Here is a 20,002-nt window from a genome sequence, read left to right as displayed (position 1 = left end):
ATTGAGTTTGCATGGAAAAAAGGGTTGGATTATCATTTCAATAGAAATTTATTTGGGAGATGGCATTCCTCCTACCCAAACCGTCCATATTGGACTGATGATGCCTACGTAAACCTTTTCAATAGAATGGGCGCGTAGGTTTTATGTGCCCAAATTTTAGGGCATAAATGTCTAGTTAGGACTCTTTCCTTGCATTTATTCCCACCTAACTGGTAAGGAAAGCAGCTATGTATGCATCTCTCTTTTCTATTGCGCTAGGCTCCATCTTGGGGGGCTGGTTAAGATGGATAATTGGTTTAAAACTGAATAACCTACATCCGCATATTCCATTTGGTACGGTGTTTGTTAATCTCATCGGTGGTTTTATCATCGGTTTTGCTGTGTCTTATTTTGCGAGTGCCAATATCAATCCCGCTTATAAACTCTTTATTGTGACCGGTTTTTGTGGTGCATTTACCACGTTTTCCACTTTTTCACTGGAAGTGCTAGTTATGCTACAAGAGGGAAAGCTGATGGTTGCATTTAGTACTATCGCTATTCATGTTATTGGGGCATTGCTGTTTACATTATTGGGAATGTTATGCCATAACTTTTTGGCTCAAGGGTGATGGGCTCATAAGATATCTACTGCCACCTACTTAGTTATATTAGTGGGTGGTTTTTGATTTTTAGGACTATGAAAATAGAAAAATATCAGAGAATCAACGAGCCTTATCAGGAAAGTTATCCATGTTAAACAATAAAGCAGATTATTTTACCTAGATGGATATGAAAATGTTTTTATAGGGAATAGATTGCTACCGTGTTGGGAATTTTCAAAAATATATCCCTAGTCGAAAGAATATAATTTGATACTCATTTCTATGAACCACAAGAATTTATAATTATAGAAATTAAGCTAAGTATTATTTTATATTAAGCTTCTGCGTCATTATTAGATGATGACAAGGAATTATTAAAGATTAAGATGATTTATCACTATCTAATTGCCTGTTTCTCCATCATTCCATTCAGCGTTCAAGACTTTCTCTTATCTATACAACAGTATTTTCAATGATATGATGAATTTGTTGCGTAAATGTAGCGCGCGCTAAAATTATCTATTATTTGGTCATATTCCATCCTTTCCGGAAGATTATCCATCTAACAATACAATATTTTTGATTTAAAAAACTAAAATATAAATTACTAAGAATAATAAATACGGGGAAAATCTTATGTCGCAGATGTTAGCTCTATTTCTGATCGTCTCGATATTATATATCGGAGATGCTATTGCGGTGAGAACCAAAGCATGGATCCCATCAGTGTTTGTTTGTGCGGTGTTATTTCTTTTTGGATATTGGACATTTTTTCCTAAGAATATTGTCAGTATTGCGGGTATTCCTCAAGTTGTTGCGGTAACACTGATGTATTTACTGATCACCAATATGGGAACATTATTATCTTTAAAAGAATTATTACGGCAATGGAAAACAATTTTAATTTCTTTATCCGGGATTCTAGGAATTATTGTCTTTATTTATGCTATCGGGATGATGCTCTTTGATTTAAATACTGTGTTGGTAGCAATCCCACCGTTAGTCGGAGGAATTGTTTCATCCTTGATTATGTCAAAAGGTGCGGCGGAAGCTGGCTTAATGGATCTATCTGTTTTTGCCATTTTAATTTATGTAATGCAAGGTTTCGCTGGGTATCCGCTAACAGCCATTATGTTGAAACGAGAAGGGCGTCGAGTACTTGAACAATATCGAAATGGGTCATGGAAAGAGTCTTTAGCCGTTGAAGGGGCAGACGATGTTGAAGTGAAAACATTATCCTCTGAAGATGCTATGCCCAAAATGTTTAAGCGAATACCTAATCACTATAATACCAGTTATTTCAAATTCTTACGATTAGCATTTGTCGGATATTTAGCCTATTTGGCTTCTTCTGTAGCTGCGCCGTACGTCAGTATTAGCCCGTTTGTCTTATGTTTATTATTCGGAGTTATTGCATCGTCATTGGGCTTTTTAGAGAGGCAACCTTTGCAAAAAGCCAACGGATTTGGTTTCGCTATCATGGCGTTAATGCTGTTTATCTTCGATACATTAAATCATGCGACACCAGATATGTTGTTGAGGTTAGTGTATCCAATGGTTGTGTTGATAATTGCGGCGGTTGTCGGGATGTTTATTGCTTCTTGGATTATGGGCAAAATTTTAGGCGTCTCCAAAGAGATGGCATTTGCGGTTTCATTAACAGCACTGTATGGCTTTCCTGCGGACTATATCATCACAAACGAAGCAATAAATGCGTTAACCAAAGATGAAAAAGAACGTCAAATACTGACCAGCCATATGTTAGGTCCAATGTTAGTCGGTGGTTTTATTTCGGTCACAATGGTGTCGGTGGTACTGGCAGGCATTATGGTTGCTTATCTGGTACCCGCATAATTATTGTCGACAGATATTACGATAACAAATTGATATAACATAAAAAATAATAGATTAATGGGACATTAGTACCGATTGAAAGGACAAAGGTAAAAATATGGTCAATAAAGCAGTTACAGCAGCAATTAAGCATCATACTCAAGATATGATTGCATTTCGACGTGACCTTCATGCTCATCCCGAGCTTCCTTTTGAAGAGGTCAGAACCACTAAACGTATCGCAGAAGAGTTAGCCAAAATTGGCATAGAATATCGACTTACTGAACCGACCGGCATTATTGCTGAAATTAAAGGTGGTAAGCCGGGAAAAACCGTTGCATTACGTGCAGATATTGATGCGTTACCGGTGCAGGAGCTTAACGATTCATTAGAGTATAAATCTACTCAACATGGGAAAATGCATGCCTGTGGCCACGATGCTCATACTGCCATGTTGTTGACAGCATCTAAAGCATTGTATGAAATTCGTGATCAGCTTTCGGGTAATGTTCGATTGATATTTCAACCCGCTGAAGAAATTGCACAAGGTGCAAAAGCGATGGTGAAGCAAGGAGCAGTGGATAATGTAGATAATGTATTTGGAATGCATATCTGGTCCACGACACCATCAGGTAAAGTCTCGTGTAATGTCGGTGGAACTTTCGCCTCCGCAGATCTATTGGTGGTGAAATTTAAGGGCCGTGGCGGTCATGGCTCTATGCCAGAAGCGACAGTTGATGCCGCAGTGGTTGCCTCATCTTTTGTGATGAATTTGCAATCTATTGTTTCCCGTGAAACGTCGTCACTGGATTCAGCCGTTGTGAGTATTGGTAAAATGGATGTGGGAACCCGTTTTAATGTTATTGCTGAGAATGCGATATTAGATGGAACGGTTCGTTGCTTTGATATCGAAACGCGTACGCGCATTGAAGCCGCTATCCGTCGTTATGCCGCGCATACTGCGGCTATGTATGGTGCGACCGTGGAAGTGGATTATATTTATGGAACCTTACCCGTTATAAATGAAGAGCACAGCGCGTTACTGGCACAATCGGTGATCACTGATGCATTTGGCGAAGAAACATTAATGTTCGAAAAGCCAACACCAGGCGGTGAAGATTTTAGTTTCTATATGGAAAATATACCGGGATGTTTTGCATTATTGGGGTCGGGTAATCCAGAAAAAGATACGCAATGGGCTCATCACCATGGCTGTTTTAATATCGATGAAGATGCGATGGCGACAGGGGCAGAGTTATATGCGCAATATGCATGGTCATATTTACAACAGGATAAATTCTAAGTGAGAAGGAGTTTGCTACTGGTACGTAAGGTATCAGTAGCAAATTAGTTAGCTGCGGTTTATTGGTTATGATGCACAAAAATAGCTTCTCTTAGACTTTGCTGTAATTTAAAGCGTTGTTCTTGGGTGAGCTGCTCATCGTGGGAAAGCTGCATCAGCATTTCGTTCATGTTGTGAACGGAGTTTTCATCTAATAGTAAACTGACTTTTTGTGCGATTTCATCATAATGGCTCATGAGTTTTCTCCATTTCAAAATGGGTTAACGTATCAATATTATGGTGGTTAATTCTGTTTATCAATCACCATGACGGCCATGGTATTCGGCTCTAAAGCTCGCATGATATGGGGTTCATCACCACGGTAATGAATGTAATCACCAACGTTCAATTCAATGGGGTTATCCAGTGGACCGACTAGCGCTCGGCCAGACATTAAAATAATATGCTCAGTCACATCGTGCATATGGGGTTCTGAAATACGATCTCTACCCGGTTGTGCGACGACGGTGTAGATGTCACGCAAGGAGTTGGCTGGGGCAGATGATAATAAATAAGCCAGATAATTGGCGTGCTCCGCGCTAACCGGCGTGCCTTCTCCATGACGAATAACGGTGACAGCGGCGCGTTTTTCTTCAATTAATCGAGAAAACGGAATATCTAAAGCGACACACAGCGCCCACAAGGTTTCGATACTTGGGTTGCCACTTCCAGACTCTAATTGGGATAGTGTGGATTTGGCAATACCCGCTTTACGTGAGAGTTCAGAAATAGAAAGCCCACTCTTTTGTCTTTCGGCAGCCAATGCTTTTGATATTAATTCAATAGGCGGCGTAAATAGGGTCAATTTTAATATCCTGTTTTGATTGCACTGAACATAAATCACCGACATAATGAACGAATGTTTTTTATATCGAACGGTTGAAATATGCTTACTTCTAAGCTCCAATTTTCTATTCTCAATAATAGCACAGTGAAAAACATTGCACTGGTGTGTATTGCAGACTTAATTGTCGGTATTTCTTATGGCGCTTTAGCTCACTCTCAAGGATTTGACTGGTGGGTTCCACTTACTTTATCCATTCTTGTATTGGCTGGGGCGTCAGAGTTTTTATTTATTGGTGTTATTTTTACGGGAGGAAGCCCGATTTCTGCTGCATTAGCTGGTTTATTAGTGAACTCTCGGCATATTCCTTTCAGCTTTGCAGTGAGTGAATTGACAGGAAAAGGTCCTCGCGCATTGCTTGGCTACCACATCATGAATGATGAAAGTGTGGTTTTTGGCTTGGCTCAGGAGCATGAAAACGAGAAAAAAGCGGCATTTTGGTTATGTGGGTTGGGAATACTGATTTGTTGGCCTGTTGGTGTGATTATTGGTGAAGTATTAGGTAGTTTTATTCAAGATACTCATCGATTAGGCATGGATGCGATGTTCCCAGCCATTATTCTGGCATTGTCACTTCCTGCATTAAAGGATAAACGCTTACGGTTAACCGCGATTATTGGGGCAGTGATCGCCGTGGCAGCGACACCTTATTTACCAGCGGGTATCCCGGTGTTATTGGCATTATTGAGCTTAGTTATTTACATCAGGAAATAACAATTATGATGGAGAATCCATGGCTGATTGTCAGTGGTATTTTAATCTTGGCAATTGGAACATATTTAATGCGCGCATCTGGTGCAATCCTGAAAGGGAAAGTTGCTTTAACTGAAAGCAGTAAAGCTTTATTTTCAGCGGCGGCTATTGTGATTTTATTCTCGGTCGCAATAACATCAACGCTATTTTCCGGTGAGCAAATCTCAGATATTGCGAAAGTGATTGGCGTGGTTGTTGCCGGTATTTTGACTTGGTATCGTCAGCCTTTCATTGTAATTGTGTTATCTGCTGCAATTGTGACAGCACTTCTACGTTTATTGTTTTCGCTATAAAGAAAAAAGCCCCTAGGGCGTAGGGGCAAAATTAGGGATATATCTAAACTTTATTGTGTGCGAGTAAGATACTGATTTTTAACCAACAATGCGATATGGTTTTAGTTATCGCTGTAACAGGCACAACCTATGTTTAACGTATTTGATGCTTTTATTTAGCTGCTGGTGCTGGAATCGACACGGGAGCCATTGGTTGTTTCATTGGTGCTTGTTCCGGTATTTCAACCACTGAAACACGGATCATGTAGCGTTTACCATCTTCTATTTTTGGCACGTTATTGACTAATTTTTTTATTGTTTCATTCGGTTGGGTTGTTTGCTCTGTTACGCTGTATACCATATTGTGGTGATTACCTGCGTAAGGGCGGGGTGATTTATTATTTACACCATTTGCCATCGCAGCAAAACCTGCAGTTAATAAAACAGCCGCTAACAAACCTTGATTTAATTTTTTCATATCGATCTCCTCATATGTGCGATGAGATGATAATTCATCAATTGAGTTGTACAGGCAATCGCTTTTACCTCTATTGACTGAAGCTTCATAATTCCTGCACTTTTTGTCCTTTCTTTACTCATAGTTTTGAAAAGACAGAAGTTGTTTCTTTTTGATTTAAACAAAATAGTCAAAAATCAGACACTAATTAAGTGAGAGATAACCCAGAATATCTCTGGGTCATTGACGTTTAGCACGCGATTTGCGGTTGTTGTTGCTCGAGCGGGGGAAGCCCATGGGCAGCACGAGCACGGTCGCATGCCTCATTATGAATACCATTGTGCCAAGACTGTTCGAATTCTCGACATGGAGTGGGTCTTTGTTCATAAATAGAACAAGACGTACACTCACCTACTGTGCCAGTTAGTGCAGTACAACGGGTATTAATTTTTTGATTTGTTCCTTGCATGCAACTCACAAACGGCGTGATTTTTTCAGTTAAATGCTGAGGAACAGTTCCTCCACCATCTTCTGCTTCAGCCCAATAAAACGATACGCGAAAGTAGGAACAGCATGCACCACAGCTGACACAAGGGTTATTTGAAGGATCAGTTTTTAGTATATGAATATTACCCATATAAAAATCACCGTAATGAAGTTGATAATTCCCGTAGGAAACGGGATCCGCGACACAGGCAGGAAGCCTAAGAAAATGCCACTCAAATATTATTATGTTACGTAAATTCACATATTGGCAATTATTTTTAGCGTTAAAATCGAACAATTTTACTAGAGAGAATAACGAAAAAACGATTAGCGAGTTTTAGTCACAAAAAAACCTGCCGTTTGATGGGCAGGTTTCAATGAGTGTTAGTGTTTGCGAAGGGTTAAACGTGCTTTAGATCGCCATCATCATCTTGATTGAAAATAGCTTTATCTGTTTCACCCATTAACTGGCTAGTCACGGTACCTGCTGTCATAGAACCACTAACATTGAGGGCGGTACGGCCCATATCAATTAATGGTTCAACAGAAATCAGCAACGCAACCAGTGTTACAGGTAATCCCATTGCAGGTAGAACAATCAATGCAGCAAAAGTTGCACCACCACCCACGCCAGCCACACCTGCAGAACTGATAGTGACGATACCGACTAAGGTCGCGATCCACAGTGGGTCAAATGGGTTAATGCCCATAGTGGGAGCCACCATAACCGCTAACATTGCTGGATAGATACCTGCGCACCCATTTTGACCAATAGTTGCACCGAAAGAAGCAGAGAAGCTCGCGATAGACTCTGGTATACCGAAACGACGAGTCTGGGTTTCAATATTCAGTGGAATACTTGCAGCACTTGAACGGCTAGTAAATGCAAATGTAAGTACTGGACCCGCTTTTTTAAAGAATCTGATAGGGTTTAATCCCGTTGTTGCCACTAAAATACCGTGAACCACAAACATAATTCCTAGCGCTACATAGGACGCGATAACGAAAGTCCCTAAGTTTAGGATATCAGCAAGGTTAGAGCTTGCCACGACTTTGATCATCAGCGCCATAACACCATAAGGGGTTAAACGCATGACTAAGCGGACTAATTTCATTGCCCAAGCTTGCAAGACATCAATTGCGGCTAAGGCTTTTTCGCCACGTTCTTTGTCATCTTTAAACAGTTGTAAGGCTGCAACACCTAAGAATGCGGCAAAGATAACAACACTGATAATCGATGTTGGGCTTGCACCTGTTAAATCTGCAAACGGATTTTTTGGAATAAAGGATAAGATCAGTTGTGGAACAGTTAAGTCCGATACTTTTCCAATATAATTAGTTTCGATGGCTGCTAGGCGCGCAGTTTCTGATTGACCTTGAACCAGACCTTCTGCACTTAATCCGAACAGATTGGCGATTAAGATACCCACTAATGCAGCTATAGCCGTAGTGAATAACAGTGTACCAATCGTTAAAAAGCTAATTTTCCCAAGTGATGAAGCCTTATGTAGTCTGGCTACTGCGCTCAGAATAGACGCGAAGACCAGTGGCATTATCACCATTTGTAATAGCTGAACGTAGCCATTACCGACGATATTAAACCAAAGAATGGAGTCTTTAACCGTTTGGTGACCAGTACCATATACAAGGTGCAGGCCTACACCATAAGCAACACCGAAGACGAGACCGAGTAATACTTTCTTAGACAGACTCCAGCCATTTGCTCCGAGTTTTGCTAACAGTATGAGTAGTGCTACAAAAATGAGCACATTGATTATCAGGGGAATATTCATTCCACACTCCAAGTCGTAATTATTATAAATGATGAAACTTGCTGCTTAATCCTTATTGGATATAAGGATGTGACTCCTTCTAACAACTGGTTATATGTTATCAGCTGAATAACAGCATTTCTTATAATCAAAAATTATAAGATAGCGCTATTCATGCTTACAGTATATTACAAAAGTGATGTATTTGTCGGGAAGTGTATATTTAACTTATTATTCAAATAATTAACAATGTTATCTAGTTGTACGTGAAAATCCATAGAGTGATCAATGGGAAGCAGTACCGCACAGACGGTCAAAAGCACGGAAATGAAACGTTCTCCCCGTTTACTATTTTTACCCCGCAGAATAGGGAAACAGAACCGAGTAGGAAGAGGCCATAAAAAGGGAACGCCAGAAGGGGTAAGCATGTCAGCGACGAGATGACTCATATAACCCAGTAAAAAAGCTTGAATTAAATCAGCGGGAAGCCCCCACTGAGTCGGTAACCATTGGTAGCAAGATATAAGTAAAATCAGCCATGCAATTAAGCTGTGAGTAAACCCTCTATGACCACAGAGTTTTGAAATAGGAAGTGATATTACGCGAAATAATCGACCAAGAATCGAAGAAGGGTGGTCAATATCAGGTAATAATGCGCCCAATAAAACCCCTGGCACCATGTGCAACCAATCACCTTGAGCGAACTCAGGTGTGATTTGCAATTTATGAGCCATGATCAGTGAGGCGACGGAAAATAGCAGATGCCCTTCAGCAGTCATTAGTGGATAAAATACCATCTGTTCATCTATACAGTAGGTGGGGAGTATAAAGGGTTTAAGCGTAATTGAATAGGGGGCTAAAGATAAAAAAACTCTTATTTATTAGACTATAAGGACAGATTTTTATACTTTAAGGTCAGTTACCCCTAGTCAATGACTAGGGGGGATAAAGAGTCGTCAATGGATAATGAAATTAACGCAAATGTTCTGGGCGTAATTCATTCAATGAATTGAGTTTAATATCAGCCAGACCCCAACGAGGGTCATTCATATGACGTTTATCTGGGATGACGATTGAACGCATTCTTGCGGCTTTTGCTGCAATCATTCCATTGAATGAGTCTTCCAGAGAAACGCAATGAATAGGTTTTGTCGATAATTCGGCAGCGGCTTTTAAATAGACTTCTGGGTGTGGTTTACTTAGTGGCAGGTCAGCTGCAGAAACCACAGCAGAAAAATAGTGTCGGATATCAAATAGATTTAGCACTTTTTCTAGCATGTAATCGGGGGATGCTGACGCTAAAGCAATGTTTAAGTCCATGGAGCGGCACAGTTCCAGTGCATGCTCAACACCGGGCAGTAGAGGGCGTTTTTCCTCGACCAAACCGATTACTCTGTCAATAATGCGCTGTTTAGTTTCTTCTAAACTACAGTTTTGCCAAGGAGAAGCGTTGTACCAAAGCTCAACAACATGGTCAATACGTAATCCAAGGGTATCCGGAAGCGTATCTTTCAGGGATAAATCGACACCTAACTCTGAAAATATCTCATTCTCCCCTTGTTCCCAAAAAGGTTCTGAGTCAATGAGCAAACCATCCATATCAAAGATCACTGATTGGATAGGTAATTTATGGTACATATCAAAACTCCATTCATTGAGATACCCATGCGGAATGAGGGTATGAGAGTGTTGTCGTGGTTATTTAAAAAACAGTCACCGTTGTGATTTAAATCTATTCTAACAATTCATGGCTTTCGGTTATACCCATATCTGTGCTATGTACTGTTTTTACTCAAAATTTGAGTTTGGCTGCTCTTCTCATCAGGATGAAGGATTTGAATAATCCGAAACTCGTTTTTTAACTATCATTTTTTTCCATAAATTTGGAGGCGATAATTAATATCGGCTATGATTAGCGTAGAAAAAAACTCTGAGGAATAGTTGTAATGAATTACCACAAGGCAAATTCTATTGCGATCGGCAAACGTATTTTAGGCTGGATTGTATTTTTAGTAGCGTTAATTTCTACTCTGGCATCATTAATTAAGCTAGCTGCCCTTAAAGGGATCCAAGGTGAGGGGATCAATGCGGTGGCGAATGATTTTGTTAAATTAATGGCAGAAATGACACGTCAAAGCACACCATTTTTAAACACATTTTGGAATAACTCCCCCGTACCTGAAGTGAGTAGTGGTTTCTCAGGCAGTACGATTGGTTTTTTTATTATTTTCATTTTCATTTTTGTTGGCTTAGCCCTGAGCGCATCAGGATTACGTATGTATCGACAAATTAAATTTATTCGTGAAAGTATTGAAGACCATGTGATCTTAGAGAATGCGAAAGGAAGTGAAGTGACTAAGGAAGAGCTAGAGTCGAAGGTGACAATTCCTCGACATACTATCTTTAAGCAGTTTTTCCTGATGTACTTCTGGCCAATTGTACTTGGTCTTGTCATTTACTTTGGTCTTAAATTACTGAATTGGTAATAGACTAAAATAATATTGAGCCATAGGGCTAGGATTTCCTATAGCTCGATATTGACTTCGTAAGATTAATGCTCTTCTAATAAACGATCAACGATGCTACGTGCCTGTAAATAACTTTGCTCATTACCGAAAATGTTTGCTTGGTTAAGTAAAAAATAGAGTTGATATAAAGGTTGCCTATCTAAAAAACCAGCAGGGAGAGGCCAAACACTTTGGTAGCCATCGATAATTTGAATCGGAATATCCTTATACAATGGTAGCATGGCAATATCACACTCTCTATCCCCCCAATAGCAAGCAGGATCATATAGAACACCATCGAGTTGATTGGTCATTGCACAGTTCGCTGGCCATAAATCCCCATGTAATAAGGATGGTTGTGGCTGATGCCCAGCAAGCCTATCTTTGACAATATCCACAAGATTTTGGATATCCCCAAATATCATGCCTTTTTCTGACGCTATTTGTAATTGCAGACCTATACGTTTTTCTGCAAAGAAAGTATTCCAACGTTTTTCCCATGCGTTAGGTTGCACTGTCGTACTCAGCATTGTGTCAAAATCAAAGCCGTAACTAGGTTGCTCCTCCCATTGGTGCAGACGTGCTAGCTGCTGACCAAAATGCCATGCATTCGTGTTATCAAAGGATTTTAAGGGAAAATACTCAAGCAAAAGGAAACTATGGTGCTTATTGCTACCAAGGCCATACACTTTGGGGACTGTGATGGTTTGGCTTTTTGCCAGCATTTCCAATTGTTCGGCTTCTTGCTTGAATAATGGTAGAAATTCACGCCGGTTTTGTTTAATAAATACGGTGTGATCGCCATAGTCTATTTTTAACGTATTATGGATATCACCCCCAGAGAGAATAACTTTATTACTCAGCTCTGCTTCACCAAAGTGTTCACTTAATAAACGACACATTGCTTGCCACATGATCCACCTCGCTGTGATTTTGACATTCACTAATACCATACTATAGCGACAATTTAGGAATTAACAGTGATCCTTGTTTAAAAATAAGGCGATAGCATGAAATGGTTTTAGATGATTTATAGTGAGAATAGCGTGGAGATTGAGGGAGAGTGGGAAAATGGAGCTGAATATGGGGATATCATATTTAGCTCCTTGGAATTGTATTATGCGGTATGCAGATCCTGAGGGATAACATGGGATTTTTTACGCGCTAAAACTAATTTGCTGTACAGCAATGCAATCACAAAATAACCTGCTTGGATCACCACAATGGTTGGTCCTGTAGTGGCGTTGATATGGAAGCTCAATACGGTCCCGATAACACTGGATGTGACGGAGGCAATAATTGCGACCACGAGCATCCAACCAAAACTACGGCATAGAACAAAAGCAATAATGCCAGGTGAGATGAGCATGGCGATAACGAGAATAATACCCACGGCTTGCAATGATGCCACAATCGTTAGCGCTAATAGAGACAGTAGACCGTAATGCAATAGTTTAACGGGAAGGCCAATTACTCGTGCTTGGTTGGGGTCGAAACAATACAGCATAAAATCTTTACGTTTTAATAAAATCACAGCGACAGTAATCCCGGCGAATACGAGAATTTGTTTAAATTCTTCGTTAGTGATCCCCAAAATATCACCGAATAGAATATGCGTCAGGTGCTGCTCAGTATCAATTTTAGCGAACATGACCAAACCAATGGCAAACATGCCGGAAAAGACAATTCCCATCACTGTATCTTCTTTGATACGGCTGTTTTCTTTTAGATACCCCGTTGCAACAGCACAAAATAATCCAGAAGCAAATGCGCCGATAGCTAGTGGAATACCAATGAGTGAGGCAATAATGATCCCCGGTAATACTGCATGGGAGATAGCGTCACCCATTAATGACCAGCCTTTGAGTACTAAAAAACAGGATAAAATCGCACACACAGTACCTGTCACAATTGCAGTAAGGAGTGCTTTTTGCATAAATGGGAATGCAAAGGGAGCCATCAATAAGTCGATAAAATCACTCATGGGACACTCCTTGCTGCTTAGTTTGGTGCAGTTTTGCGACTTCTTTTCGTGCTTTACGGCGAGAGGCAAAAACGCCATGCTTCGGAGCAAAGAAGAACGCTAATAAGAAAATCGCTGTTTGGAAGGTCACGATTAACCCACCGGTAGCACCATTTAAAAAGTAACTGAGGTAAGCACCAATAGCGCTGGTGGCTGTTCCAATGGAAACTGAAATGATCAGAAGGGTTTTAAATTTGTCCGTCAATAGATAAGCAGTAGCACCTGGGGTGACGACCATGGCAATGACTAATATAGCGCCAACAGTTTGTAATGCTGCAACGGTACACGCGCTTAATAAAGTAAAGAAAATAATTTTTAAGCGTAGCGGATTCAAACCAATGGATCGGGCATGACTTTCATCAAAAAATACGGCGAGCAGATCTTTCCACAAGCACATCAATACAATGAAAGAGACCGCGATAATAATTTCCACTTGGAGTACATCAGCGTCGGCAATCCCTAAAATATTACCAAAGATAATACTTTGCACATTCACTGAAGTGGGATTTAAAGAAACGATCAGTAACCCAGCAGCAAAAAAGGTCGAAAAAATAAAACCAATAACGGCGTCTTCACGTAAACGAGTTAGGTGCTTAACGAGAGTCATGGCGAGAGCGGCAAGGATCCCAGTAAAAAATGCGCCAGCGGCATAAGGTAAACCTAATGCATAAGCCCCCGCAACTCCCGGGACAACCGAGTGGGAGAGCGCATCTCCCATTAATGACCAGCCTTTGAGCATCAGGTAAGCCGAAAGGAAAGCGCATACCGCACCGACGATAGCGCTGACCCAAATGGCTTTCACCATAAAGTTGTACTCAAATGGTTGCAGTAACAACTCAATCATTATGATTCCTTAGTTTGGTTTTTTCTGACCGGAGCATCGTGGTCGTGCCCATAGAATACTGCGGCTCGTTCGTCATCGGTGATGACCGTGACTGAGCGAGGGTCATCATCGTCATGGAGTTCTTGACCGGATAAGTTAATATGACGAAGAACGCCACCAAAAGCTTGTTGTAGATTTCGTTGGGTAAAGGTTGTTTCCGTTGGACCACTAGCCAGTACGGTACGATTTATTAGGATCACATGGTCACAAAATTCTGGCACGCTACCTAGGTTATGCGTCGAAACCAAAATTAGATGTCCTTCATCACGTAAGCTGCGTAATAGATCAATAATGGCATTTTCAGTTTTAACATCGACACCCGTAAAGGGTTCATCGAGTAATAGAACTTTTCCTTGTTGAGCGAGTGCTCGCGCTAAAAAGACGCGTTTTTTCTGACCACCCGAAAGCTCACCAATCTGACGATGTTCCAATCCTGTTAAGTCCACACGTTCTAATGCCATTTTAACCGCATCTTTATCTTCTTTCTTGGGAATGCGAAAAAAACCCATTTTACCGTATCTTCCCATCATAACGACATCAGAGACTAAGACAGGAAAATTCCAATCAACTTCCTCTGTTTGCGGGACGTAAGCGATAACATTCTCTTTTAGCGCGGTTTTAATTGACTGATTATTCAACTTTACGCTACCAGATGAAGGGGGAACTAGCCCCATTATTGTTTTAAATAATGTGGATTTACCGCTACCATTCACACCAACAAGTGCGCAAATGGAACCACCTTGGATATTAAAGCTCGCATCATAAATTGCAGTGTGGCCGTTGTTATAGGTTACGGTCGCATCATCGACAACAAGATGTGGGTGTTCAAACTGATTTGTGAGGCTCATTTACTGTGAAAATCCTTTTGCGATGGTATCAACGGTTGTGTTTAACAGGTCAATATAAGTCGGTACTGGCCCTTCTGGGGTTGATAGGGAGTCAACGTATAAAACACCACCATATTTAGCCCCCGTTTCTTTGCTAACTTGTAAGGCTGGTTTATCGGAAATGGTACTTTCACTAAAGACAACGGGAATATTATGCTGACGAACCGTATCAATCACTTTTTTTACTTGCAGTGGTGAACCTTGCTCTTCGGCATTGATAGGCCAAAGATACACTTCTTTAAAACCGTAATCTTTTGTTAGATAACTGAAAGCACCTTCGCTAGTCACTAACCAACGTTGATTTTCTGGAATACGATTTAAACGCGCACGTAATGGTGCATCTAATGCAGCAATCTGCTGTGAGTATTTTTTGGCATTAGCATTGTAAGTTTCAGCATTTGCAGGGTCGTGTTTTACGAATGCTTTACGGATATTTTCGATATAAATTTGGGCATTAGCGGGGGACATCCAAGCATGGGGATTCGGATTATCTTTATATTCCCCTTCACGGATTGGCATCGGTTCTATGCCTTCGGTCACGATGACCGCAGGTACATTTTTGAGATTTTCAAAGAAACGTTGAAACCATACTTCCAAATTCATGCCATTCCATAAGATGAGGTCAGCATCATAGGCTTTCATAATATCTTTTGGGGTAGGTTGATAACCGTGGATCTCTGCACCGGGTTTGGTAATGGATTCGACAATAGCGGCATCTCCGGCTACATTTTGAGCTATGTCTTGAATGATTGTAAATGTTGTCACCACTTTAAATTTTTTTGCAAAAGCGGGTTGGCTTCCAAATAGGATGGCAGTTAAAGCAACTAAAGTGGCCAGTAAAGGAAGTGAAAATCGGGATAACAGTTTATTCATGAAATTGACCCTAACGTTTAGCTTGCTATTGTTTGTATTGGATTAGCGTTATTTTAACGGTATTGTTAGTGTGGTTTTTAAGTCTAATACAATTTATATCCCAATTGATAATGATTATCAATATCAATTGAAAAAAATGACCCTAAAAGTCAAAAACAATATTTGTATCGATGATGAGTTTCTTGTTGTTATTATTGATGAATATGACTAAAACATGTCCTGAAGTAAAAGTTAAGTAAAAAATATACTATTTTTCTAAACATTAGCTATTCTTCCAGAGATTTTTATCAGCAGAGGATACTACAGTGAAAAAATTGGTCGGCAGTGCGCTTGTACTTCTGCTGTTAGCAGGTTGTTCGAGTGAACCGAATAAATCAGCAAATAAGCAAAGAATGCTAGATAATGGAAATCAAGTATCCAATTCAGCCTCGAATACTAGCTACCCACGTACACCTTACGATGAGTTTATTCGTGAGTCTGCAGCACGCTACAGTGTGGATGAAACACTTATTAGAGCAATTATTGAAGTTGAATCAAACTTCAGGCCGGAAGTTGTGAGTAAATCTAATGCAATTGGCTTAATGCAAATTAAAGCATCAACGGCAGGACGTGATGCATACCGTTATCAAGGTAAGTCTGGTGAACCTAGTTCTCGTGATTTAAAAGATCCACGCAAAAATATCGATATTGGTACTACCTATATCCGCATTCTGAAAGAGCAGCATTTAGCGGGGATAAGCCATCCACAAACCTTATATTATGCAACGGTGGTTGCTTATGTTAATGGCGCCGGTGCTCTGTTACGTACGTTTGATAATGACAAAAGCAGAGCGATAGCGATGATTAATAACTTGTCACCTGAAGAATTTTATCAACATGTACAATCTAAGCATCCTGCACCACAAGCACCTCGTTATCTGTGGAAAGTAAAAAATGCGTATAATGCATTGCAGTAATTTATTGATATTCTGACATTAAGTGTGGGAGTTGCGCGACAATTTCAACGATCCCGTTGATAACAAATTGCACTCCCATACAAATTAATAAAAAACCCATAACTCGCCCTATGGCATCAATACCGCTATTACCCAACCATCTCATAATGGATGTGGCTCCTCTTAATCCTATCCAGACAAACAAACTGGCTAAAAAGAATATAATTACGGGAGCCGTATTCAGTATCCAAGGCGCAAATCCCACATCCCCTTGAAGTGAAGCGGTGGAGCTAATGATCATAGCTATAGTGCCGGGACCCGCGGTACTTGGCATCGCAAGAGGTACGAAAGCGATATTTTGAGTGCCTTGACGTTTTTTCGGTACGCTGGGGTCATCTAATTGATTATTTGTACTATCATCCGTAGTTTCAGTATTGGGAAATAACATCCCAAAGCCAATAAAGGCGACAATAAGTCCACCTGCAATGCGCAAGCCGGGAATAGAAATTCCAAAAGTACTCATCACTAGCTGGCCGGCATAAAAGGCAACCATCATTATGATAAACACATAAATAGAGGCGAGCAGGGATTGATGATCCCGTTGTTCTTTGGTCATGTTTGCGGAGAGACTTAACATGACTGCGATTGCAGTTAATGGATTCGCAAGGGGTAATAATAATACTAATCCAATACTAACTGCTTGAAAAAGCGCTAAGATATTTTGCATAGTATTAAATTGCTCCCTTACTTAATTTGAAAAACTTTGTTGCTTGGGACTATAACAAACATTAGCCTGGATGTGTTGGTTATGGGAGCGATCTTCTTTAATAATGGCGATATGGGGAGAATAAAAGGTAGATACTGGACCAGTATTATTTAATCCAATACTTAAAGTTGTGCACATTAACTGTGGATAACAGCCCTGTTCAGATGTGAATAAGTTAAATTATTCCATTAATAACAATGTAATACGTTGGTGGATTAAAAACACGCAATATATTAGGCAAAAAAAAACCTTTTTATGGTAAATAAAAAGGTTAAGGGCATTATTGCTAGAGGGGATTGTCTTCATTTGTTAAAGAGTATACAGGGGGGAATGTGTTTTACTGACAGGTTATGTAAATTCATTAAAAGATTAATGACAGGATTTAATGCTAGTTTTTAGTGGAGATTACTCTTATTTTCTTTACAAACTATTTTTATTTTAAAAATTGATTTACGGTTTATTCGTTATGCTATCTAGAGTGTTAAATGTGATTTTAGGATAGCCAATGAAAAAACTACTAGCCCCATTAATGACATCATCCATGCTACTCATTGTGGCTATTGCTGCATTATTAATTATTTTTCCTCAAACATGGAAGCAGTCCATTTATCCTAATGTTTCTCAGTGGCTTCCTGATACTGTGAGTTCACTCATTTTCCAAGGTGAATTGAATAATGGGGTATGTGATAGCTTAGAACAGAATCTACAAAGTTTTGCTGATTATCTGAAAAGCAATTCAGAGGTTGTTGAGGTAAAAGGAATGAATGGCATAGAGGAGCAGTTAAGCAATATTCAATCTCGACTAAATAGTTTACCAAGTGATGTACGTAATGCGGTATGCCAACAAGAATATGCAAATCTTGAGGGATTAAAAAGTGTCTTTTCTTTGAGCTACGTGCCTTAGAGTTGCTATAAAACATTGTAGTTAGTCAACATCCCATTCGACTATTTCAACTATGATATGCTGATTACATCAATATTGATTAGGATATGTAATGCATATTTTTCGTCTCCCACTATTAAATTGGTTGGTTCTTAATGGACTTGCTGCCTATTATTTGCATCTAAAAGAGGGGCTTTATTGGGCTTTTTCTGGCTGGATGGGAATATTAGGGATCTTAGTTGTATTAGAAGCAATAGGGTGGATTGGTACGAGCCTATATTATTTTGTTCAGCAAAAAACCTCACCGAACCCAACTCATCAAGCAACGTCTTTAATTACCCATGGTCCTTATCGATTATCACGTAATCCGCTTTATCTTGCTTTTACTTCACTCTGCTTAAGCCTCGCGTTATTTACTCATTCTCCTTATTTTCTAGTTTCGGGACTGATTTTTTGGTTAATAACGGATTTGTATACGATCCCACAAGAAGAAAAATTCTTATCAGAAAAATTCAAACAAGAGTGGCGAAAATATATTCAACAGACACGTCGCTGGTTGTGAAATCCCTTAGTTGAATATATTGAAATTATTAACTAAGGTAGGTAAGTTTACCTATAAACTTTAACTAAATTGAATTTTAAATTCATTAATTTAGCTTTTAGTGCTGTCAAAATCATGGGGTCAAGGCAATTTTTCTGTTGAAATAGTACACTATAATAACCAAGAATTTAGTGAGGTTAATATCGTGAATAGAAAATTCCTTCTAGGTGCCATCGTTTCTTCGATACTGCTTTATTCTACATCTGCAGCGGCTTGTCCTTACTGTAATGGAAATTATGACCATCGATACAATAGCAGCAATTACCGCGAAAATAATGAAATCACTAAACTAGTGAAAGAATTCGATGATAAGCGTTTTGAGTTAAATAAACTCTATGATGCAGGTGCGAGTGATGATGATGCGAAAGTGAAAGCATTAGTTAAAGAACTTGATGAACTATCACTCAAAATTAGGACCGAGGAAGATAAGCAATATAATCGCCCTTATCGTGGACGGGGTGGTAACCATAGCCAATATCGTGGTTGTTGGTAAGTGATGCAAGGCTATCTCAGTATAGAAGGTAGCCTTTATAATAAATTTAAGCTTTTCTAGGCTCAGATGTATTTTTGCCCTAAAGATTCACAATATTGAAGGGCAGTTATTGTTCATTACATACAGTAATCGTAGCTTAATAAAACTGTTATTTAACAATAAATTAAGTGTGGTTAAATATGAAAAAAAGAATGATGGCTGCAATAATTATCTTTTCAGCGTTCAGAGCCTATCCACAAGTCACCTACACGGTGAATGAGCTTGAAACAATCACAGAGCAAGGACGTATTCCTTATCATGAAGGATGGCATGCCATTCATGGGGATAGGATCAATTTTGAGTTATGCTCTGCAACTACCGATTTAGTTTATCTCGTAATATCATCGCACTATCCAACTACGCTTAATTTAGGCTTATCCCACTCTAAATCCCGAATTGTATGGCTACCAGAATATGCCGTCAGAACAGACTGTAATGGTTATGGCAAAAATGTGCTGATTATGACGGCGGATTATATTGAATCAGCTTCAGATAAAGATCCGTAATTATGATGTTTAGCAATATGGCGTAGGGGAGAGAGCCGCCATTTGAACGATCACAAAAAAGTGATTTATATCCAATCATCGGGCTTTAATAATCGACAACGCCCTATCGCCATAAAATGTGTCTGTGTTATGATTAATAGTTGAGTTCCTATCGATGTATATCATCATAAACAATTTGTGTTCATGGCGGTGTACCTATCTCGCATAGTGAAGTGAGAAATCGTTAGTAACGTATTGATTTATAAACTTTGGGATAATCAAACAAG

At 39.6% G+C, this 20,002-nt stretch carries 24 protein-coding genes and 1 riboswitch; of the genes, 11 read left to right on the top strand and 13 right to left on the bottom strand.

From position 1 onward, the window contains the following. Positions 1–46 precede the first annotated feature (46 nt). Positions 47–114: riboswitch (Fluoride riboswitch) on the top strand. A 113-nt stretch (positions 115–227) separates the two neighbouring features. From crcB to PROVRUST_RS03495, 3 genes are all read left to right on the top strand, one after another. Continuing rightward, on the top strand, positions 228–608 hold the full coding sequence (gene crcB, locus PROVRUST_RS03505; RefSeq protein ID WP_006813320.1) for a fluoride efflux transporter CrcB: 381 nt from the start codon (positions 228–230) through the stop codon (positions 606–608). Positions 609–1,217: 609 nt separating this feature from the next. Further along, on the top strand, positions 1,218–2,435 hold the full coding sequence (locus tag PROVRUST_RS03500; RefSeq protein WP_006813319.1) for a hypothetical protein: 1,218 nt from the start codon (positions 1,218–1,220) through the stop codon (positions 2,433–2,435). A 97-nt stretch (positions 2,436–2,532) separates the two neighbouring features. Beyond that, entirely contained in the window at positions 2,533–3,717 is a 1,185-nt protein-coding gene (locus PROVRUST_RS03495; RefSeq protein ID WP_006813318.1) for a M20 family metallopeptidase, read from the top strand. Between the two features lie 59 nt (positions 3,718–3,776). Here the strand turns inward: PROVRUST_RS03495 and PROVRUST_RS19715 are convergent, their stop codons facing one another. Both PROVRUST_RS19715 and PROVRUST_RS03490 read right to left on the bottom strand, forming a co-directional pair. Beyond that, entirely contained in the window at positions 3,777–3,953 is a 177-nt protein-coding gene (locus PROVRUST_RS19715) for a DUF2526 family protein (RefSeq protein WP_006813317.1), read from the bottom strand. A gap of 47 nt (positions 3,954–4,000) precedes the next feature. Further along, complete coding sequence (locus tag PROVRUST_RS03490; RefSeq protein WP_039854194.1) at positions 4,001–4,561, bottom strand: helix-turn-helix domain-containing protein; 561 nt, start codon at positions 4,559–4,561, stop codon at positions 4,001–4,003. 81 nt (positions 4,562–4,642) lie between these two features. Here PROVRUST_RS03490 and PROVRUST_RS03485 point away from each other — a divergent pair, with 81 nt between their 5' ends. Both PROVRUST_RS03485 and PROVRUST_RS03480 read left to right on the top strand, forming a co-directional pair. Next, on the top strand, positions 4,643–5,314 hold the full coding sequence (locus tag PROVRUST_RS03485) for an AzlC family ABC transporter permease (protein WP_006813315.1): 672 nt from the start codon (positions 4,643–4,645) through the stop codon (positions 5,312–5,314). A 5-nt stretch (positions 5,315–5,319) separates the two neighbouring features. Further along, the gene (locus PROVRUST_RS03480) at positions 5,320–5,646 is read left to right on the top strand and encodes an AzlD domain-containing protein (RefSeq protein ID WP_006813314.1); all 327 of its coding nucleotides are present in this window, start codon (positions 5,320–5,322) and stop codon (positions 5,644–5,646) included. Between the two features lie 151 nt (positions 5,647–5,797). Here the strand turns inward: PROVRUST_RS03480 and PROVRUST_RS03475 are convergent, their stop codons facing one another. The 5 genes from PROVRUST_RS03475 to hxpB all read right to left on the bottom strand — a co-directional run bounded on the left by PROVRUST_RS03475 (position 5,798) and on the right by hxpB (position 9,978). Beyond that, positions 5,798–6,103, bottom strand: coding sequence for a hypothetical protein (locus PROVRUST_RS03475; RefSeq protein ID WP_006813313.1), 306 nt, complete (start codon positions 6,101–6,103; stop codon positions 5,798–5,800). 229 nt (positions 6,104–6,332) lie between these two features. Next, positions 6,333–6,719, bottom strand: coding sequence for a YkgJ family cysteine cluster protein (locus PROVRUST_RS03470; RefSeq protein ID WP_039854191.1), 387 nt, complete (start codon positions 6,717–6,719; stop codon positions 6,333–6,335). 250 nt (positions 6,720–6,969) lie between these two features. Continuing rightward, a complete protein-coding gene (locus PROVRUST_RS03465; protein ID WP_006813310.1) occupies positions 6,970–8,361 on the bottom strand; it encodes an L-cystine transporter in 1,392 nt (463 codons plus the stop codon). A 167-nt stretch (positions 8,362–8,528) separates the two neighbouring features. Next, positions 8,529–9,119: a metal-dependent hydrolase gene (locus PROVRUST_RS03460; protein WP_039854414.1), complete on the bottom strand. Its 591-nt coding sequence runs from the start codon at positions 9,117–9,119 to the stop codon at positions 8,529–8,531. 193 nt (positions 9,120–9,312) lie between these two features. Beyond that, a complete protein-coding gene (gene hxpB / locus PROVRUST_RS03455; RefSeq protein WP_006813308.1) occupies positions 9,313–9,978 on the bottom strand; it encodes a hexitol phosphatase HxpB in 666 nt (221 codons plus the stop codon). A 308-nt stretch (positions 9,979–10,286) separates the two neighbouring features. Between hxpB and PROVRUST_RS03450 the strand changes: the two genes are divergently transcribed. Further along, positions 10,287–10,826 (top strand): YniB family protein, encoded by a 540-nt coding sequence (locus PROVRUST_RS03450; protein WP_006813307.1) that lies wholly within the window; start codon positions 10,287–10,289, stop codon positions 10,824–10,826. A 65-nt stretch (positions 10,827–10,891) separates the two neighbouring features. Here PROVRUST_RS03450 and PROVRUST_RS03445 read toward each other — a convergent pair whose 3' ends face one another. The 5 genes from PROVRUST_RS03445 to PROVRUST_RS03425 form a co-directional block, all read right to left on the bottom strand. Then, the gene (locus tag PROVRUST_RS03445) at positions 10,892–11,761 is read right to left on the bottom strand and encodes a fructosamine kinase family protein (protein WP_039854188.1); all 870 of its coding nucleotides are present in this window, start codon (positions 11,759–11,761) and stop codon (positions 10,892–10,894) included. A 203-nt stretch (positions 11,762–11,964) separates the two neighbouring features. Beyond that, positions 11,965–12,831: a metal ABC transporter permease gene (locus PROVRUST_RS03440; protein WP_006813305.1), complete on the bottom strand. Its 867-nt coding sequence runs from the start codon at positions 12,829–12,831 to the stop codon at positions 11,965–11,967. Next, positions 12,824–13,714: a metal ABC transporter permease gene (locus tag PROVRUST_RS03435; RefSeq protein WP_006813304.1), complete on the bottom strand. Its 891-nt coding sequence runs from the start codon at positions 13,712–13,714 to the stop codon at positions 12,824–12,826. The genes PROVRUST_RS03440 and PROVRUST_RS03435 overlap by 8 nt, the downstream gene beginning before the upstream one ends. Next, positions 13,714–14,601, bottom strand: a complete 888-nt coding sequence (locus tag PROVRUST_RS03430; RefSeq protein ID WP_006813303.1) for a manganese/iron ABC transporter ATP-binding protein — start codon at positions 14,599–14,601, stop codon at positions 13,714–13,716. Before PROVRUST_RS03430 ends, PROVRUST_RS03435 begins: the two co-directional genes overlap by 1 nt. Continuing rightward, positions 14,602–15,513: a metal ABC transporter substrate-binding protein gene (locus PROVRUST_RS03425; RefSeq protein ID WP_006813302.1), complete on the bottom strand. Its 912-nt coding sequence runs from the start codon at positions 15,511–15,513 to the stop codon at positions 14,602–14,604. 305 nt (positions 15,514–15,818) lie between these two features. On the opposite strand from PROVRUST_RS03425, the gene PROVRUST_RS03420 reads away from it, so the two are divergent. Beyond that, entirely contained in the window at positions 15,819–16,469 is a 651-nt protein-coding gene (locus PROVRUST_RS03420) for a transglycosylase SLT domain-containing protein (protein ID WP_006813300.1), read from the top strand. Between the two features lies 1 nt (position 16,470). On the opposite strand, the gene PROVRUST_RS03415 is transcribed toward PROVRUST_RS03420, so the two are convergent. Continuing rightward, on the bottom strand, positions 16,471–17,175 hold the full coding sequence (locus tag PROVRUST_RS03415; RefSeq protein ID WP_006813299.1) for a MarC family NAAT transporter: 705 nt from the start codon (positions 17,173–17,175) through the stop codon (positions 16,471–16,473). 544 nt (positions 17,176–17,719) lie between these two features. Here PROVRUST_RS03415 and PROVRUST_RS03410 point away from each other — a divergent pair. From PROVRUST_RS03410 to PROVRUST_RS03395, 4 genes are all read left to right on the top strand, one after another. Continuing rightward, the gene (locus PROVRUST_RS03410; RefSeq protein WP_006813298.1) at positions 17,720–18,118 is read left to right on the top strand and encodes a hypothetical protein; all 399 of its coding nucleotides are present in this window, start codon (positions 17,720–17,722) and stop codon (positions 18,116–18,118) included. Positions 18,119–18,209: 91 nt separating this feature from the next. Next, positions 18,210–18,659 carry a methyltransferase family protein gene (locus PROVRUST_RS03405; RefSeq protein WP_006813297.1) on the top strand — a complete coding sequence of 150 codons (450 nt, stop codon included), beginning with the start codon at positions 18,210–18,212 and terminating at the stop codon, positions 18,657–18,659. A gap of 184 nt (positions 18,660–18,843) precedes the next feature. Further along, positions 18,844–19,191 (top strand): vWA domain-containing protein, encoded by a 348-nt coding sequence (locus PROVRUST_RS03400; protein ID WP_039854412.1) that lies wholly within the window; start codon positions 18,844–18,846, stop codon positions 19,189–19,191. A 191-nt stretch (positions 19,192–19,382) separates the two neighbouring features. After that, the gene (locus PROVRUST_RS03395) at positions 19,383–19,736 is read left to right on the top strand and encodes a hypothetical protein (protein ID WP_039854186.1); all 354 of its coding nucleotides are present in this window, start codon (positions 19,383–19,385) and stop codon (positions 19,734–19,736) included. The last annotated feature ends 266 nt before the right edge of the window (positions 19,737–20,002 follow it).

The sequence above is a fragment of the Providencia rustigianii DSM 4541 genome, from assembly GCF_000156395.1.
In the GTDB taxonomy this organism is placed as follows: Bacteria; Pseudomonadota; Gammaproteobacteria; order Enterobacterales; family Enterobacteriaceae; genus Providencia; species Providencia rustigianii.
The sequence above is the reverse complement of the archived record's forward strand: the minus strand, read 5'-3'. Positions and strand labels throughout refer to the sequence as shown.

Bases quoted from the DNA above. Each gene is read 5' to 3' on its own strand.
- crcB (WP_006813320.1), top strand. From the start codon at position 228: ATGTATGCATCTCTCTTTTCTATTGCGCTAGGCTCCATCTTGGGGGGC.
- PROVRUST_RS03500 (WP_006813319.1), top strand. From the start codon at position 1,218: ATGTCGCAGATGTTAGCTCTATTTCTGATCGTCTCGATATTATATATC.
- PROVRUST_RS03495 (WP_006813318.1), top strand. From the start codon at position 2,533: ATGGTCAATAAAGCAGTTACAGCAGCAATTAAGCATCATACTCAAGAT.
- PROVRUST_RS19715 (WP_006813317.1), bottom strand. From the start codon at position 3,953: ATGAGCCATTATGATGAAATCGCACAAAAAGTCAGTTTACTATTAGAT.
- PROVRUST_RS03485 (WP_006813315.1), top strand. From the start codon at position 4,643: ATGCTTACTTCTAAGCTCCAATTTTCTATTCTCAATAATAGCACAGTG.
- PROVRUST_RS03480 (WP_006813314.1), top strand. From the start codon at position 5,320: ATGATGGAGAATCCATGGCTGATTGTCAGTGGTATTTTAATCTTGGCA.
- PROVRUST_RS03475 (WP_006813313.1), bottom strand. From the start codon at position 6,103: ATGAAAAAATTAAATCAAGGTTTGTTAGCGGCTGTTTTATTAACTGCA.
- PROVRUST_RS03470 (WP_039854191.1), bottom strand. From the start codon at position 6,719: ATGGGTAATATTCATATACTAAAAACTGATCCTTCAAATAACCCTTGT.
- PROVRUST_RS03465 (WP_006813310.1), bottom strand. From the start codon at position 8,361: ATGAATATTCCCCTGATAATCAATGTGCTCATTTTTGTAGCACTACTC.
- PROVRUST_RS03460 (WP_039854414.1), bottom strand. From the start codon at position 9,119: ATGACTGCTGAAGGGCATCTGCTATTTTCCGTCGCCTCACTGATCATG.
- hxpB (WP_006813308.1), bottom strand. From the start codon at position 9,978: ATGTACCATAAATTACCTATCCAATCAGTGATCTTTGATATGGATGGT.
- PROVRUST_RS03450 (WP_006813307.1), top strand. From the start codon at position 10,287: ATGAATTACCACAAGGCAAATTCTATTGCGATCGGCAAACGTATTTTA.
- PROVRUST_RS03445 (WP_039854188.1), bottom strand. From the start codon at position 11,761: ATGTGGCAAGCAATGTGTCGTTTATTAAGTGAACACTTTGGTGAAGCA.
- PROVRUST_RS03440 (WP_006813305.1), bottom strand. From the start codon at position 12,831: ATGAGTGATTTTATCGACTTATTGATGGCTCCCTTTGCATTCCCATTT.
- PROVRUST_RS03435 (WP_006813304.1), bottom strand. From the start codon at position 13,714: ATGATTGAGTTGTTACTGCAACCATTTGAGTACAACTTTATGGTGAAA.
- PROVRUST_RS03430 (WP_006813303.1), bottom strand. From the start codon at position 14,601: ATGAGCCTCACAAATCAGTTTGAACACCCACATCTTGTTGTCGATGAT.
- PROVRUST_RS03425 (WP_006813302.1), bottom strand. From the start codon at position 15,513: ATGAATAAACTGTTATCCCGATTTTCACTTCCTTTACTGGCCACTTTA.
- PROVRUST_RS03415 (WP_006813299.1), bottom strand. From the start codon at position 17,175: ATGCAAAATATCTTAGCGCTTTTTCAAGCAGTTAGTATTGGATTAGTA.
- PROVRUST_RS03410 (WP_006813298.1), top strand. From the start codon at position 17,720: ATGAAAAAACTACTAGCCCCATTAATGACATCATCCATGCTACTCATT.
- PROVRUST_RS03405 (WP_006813297.1), top strand. From the start codon at position 18,210: ATGCATATTTTTCGTCTCCCACTATTAAATTGGTTGGTTCTTAATGGA.
- PROVRUST_RS03395 (WP_039854186.1), top strand. From the start codon at position 19,383: ATGATGGCTGCAATAATTATCTTTTCAGCGTTCAGAGCCTATCCACAA.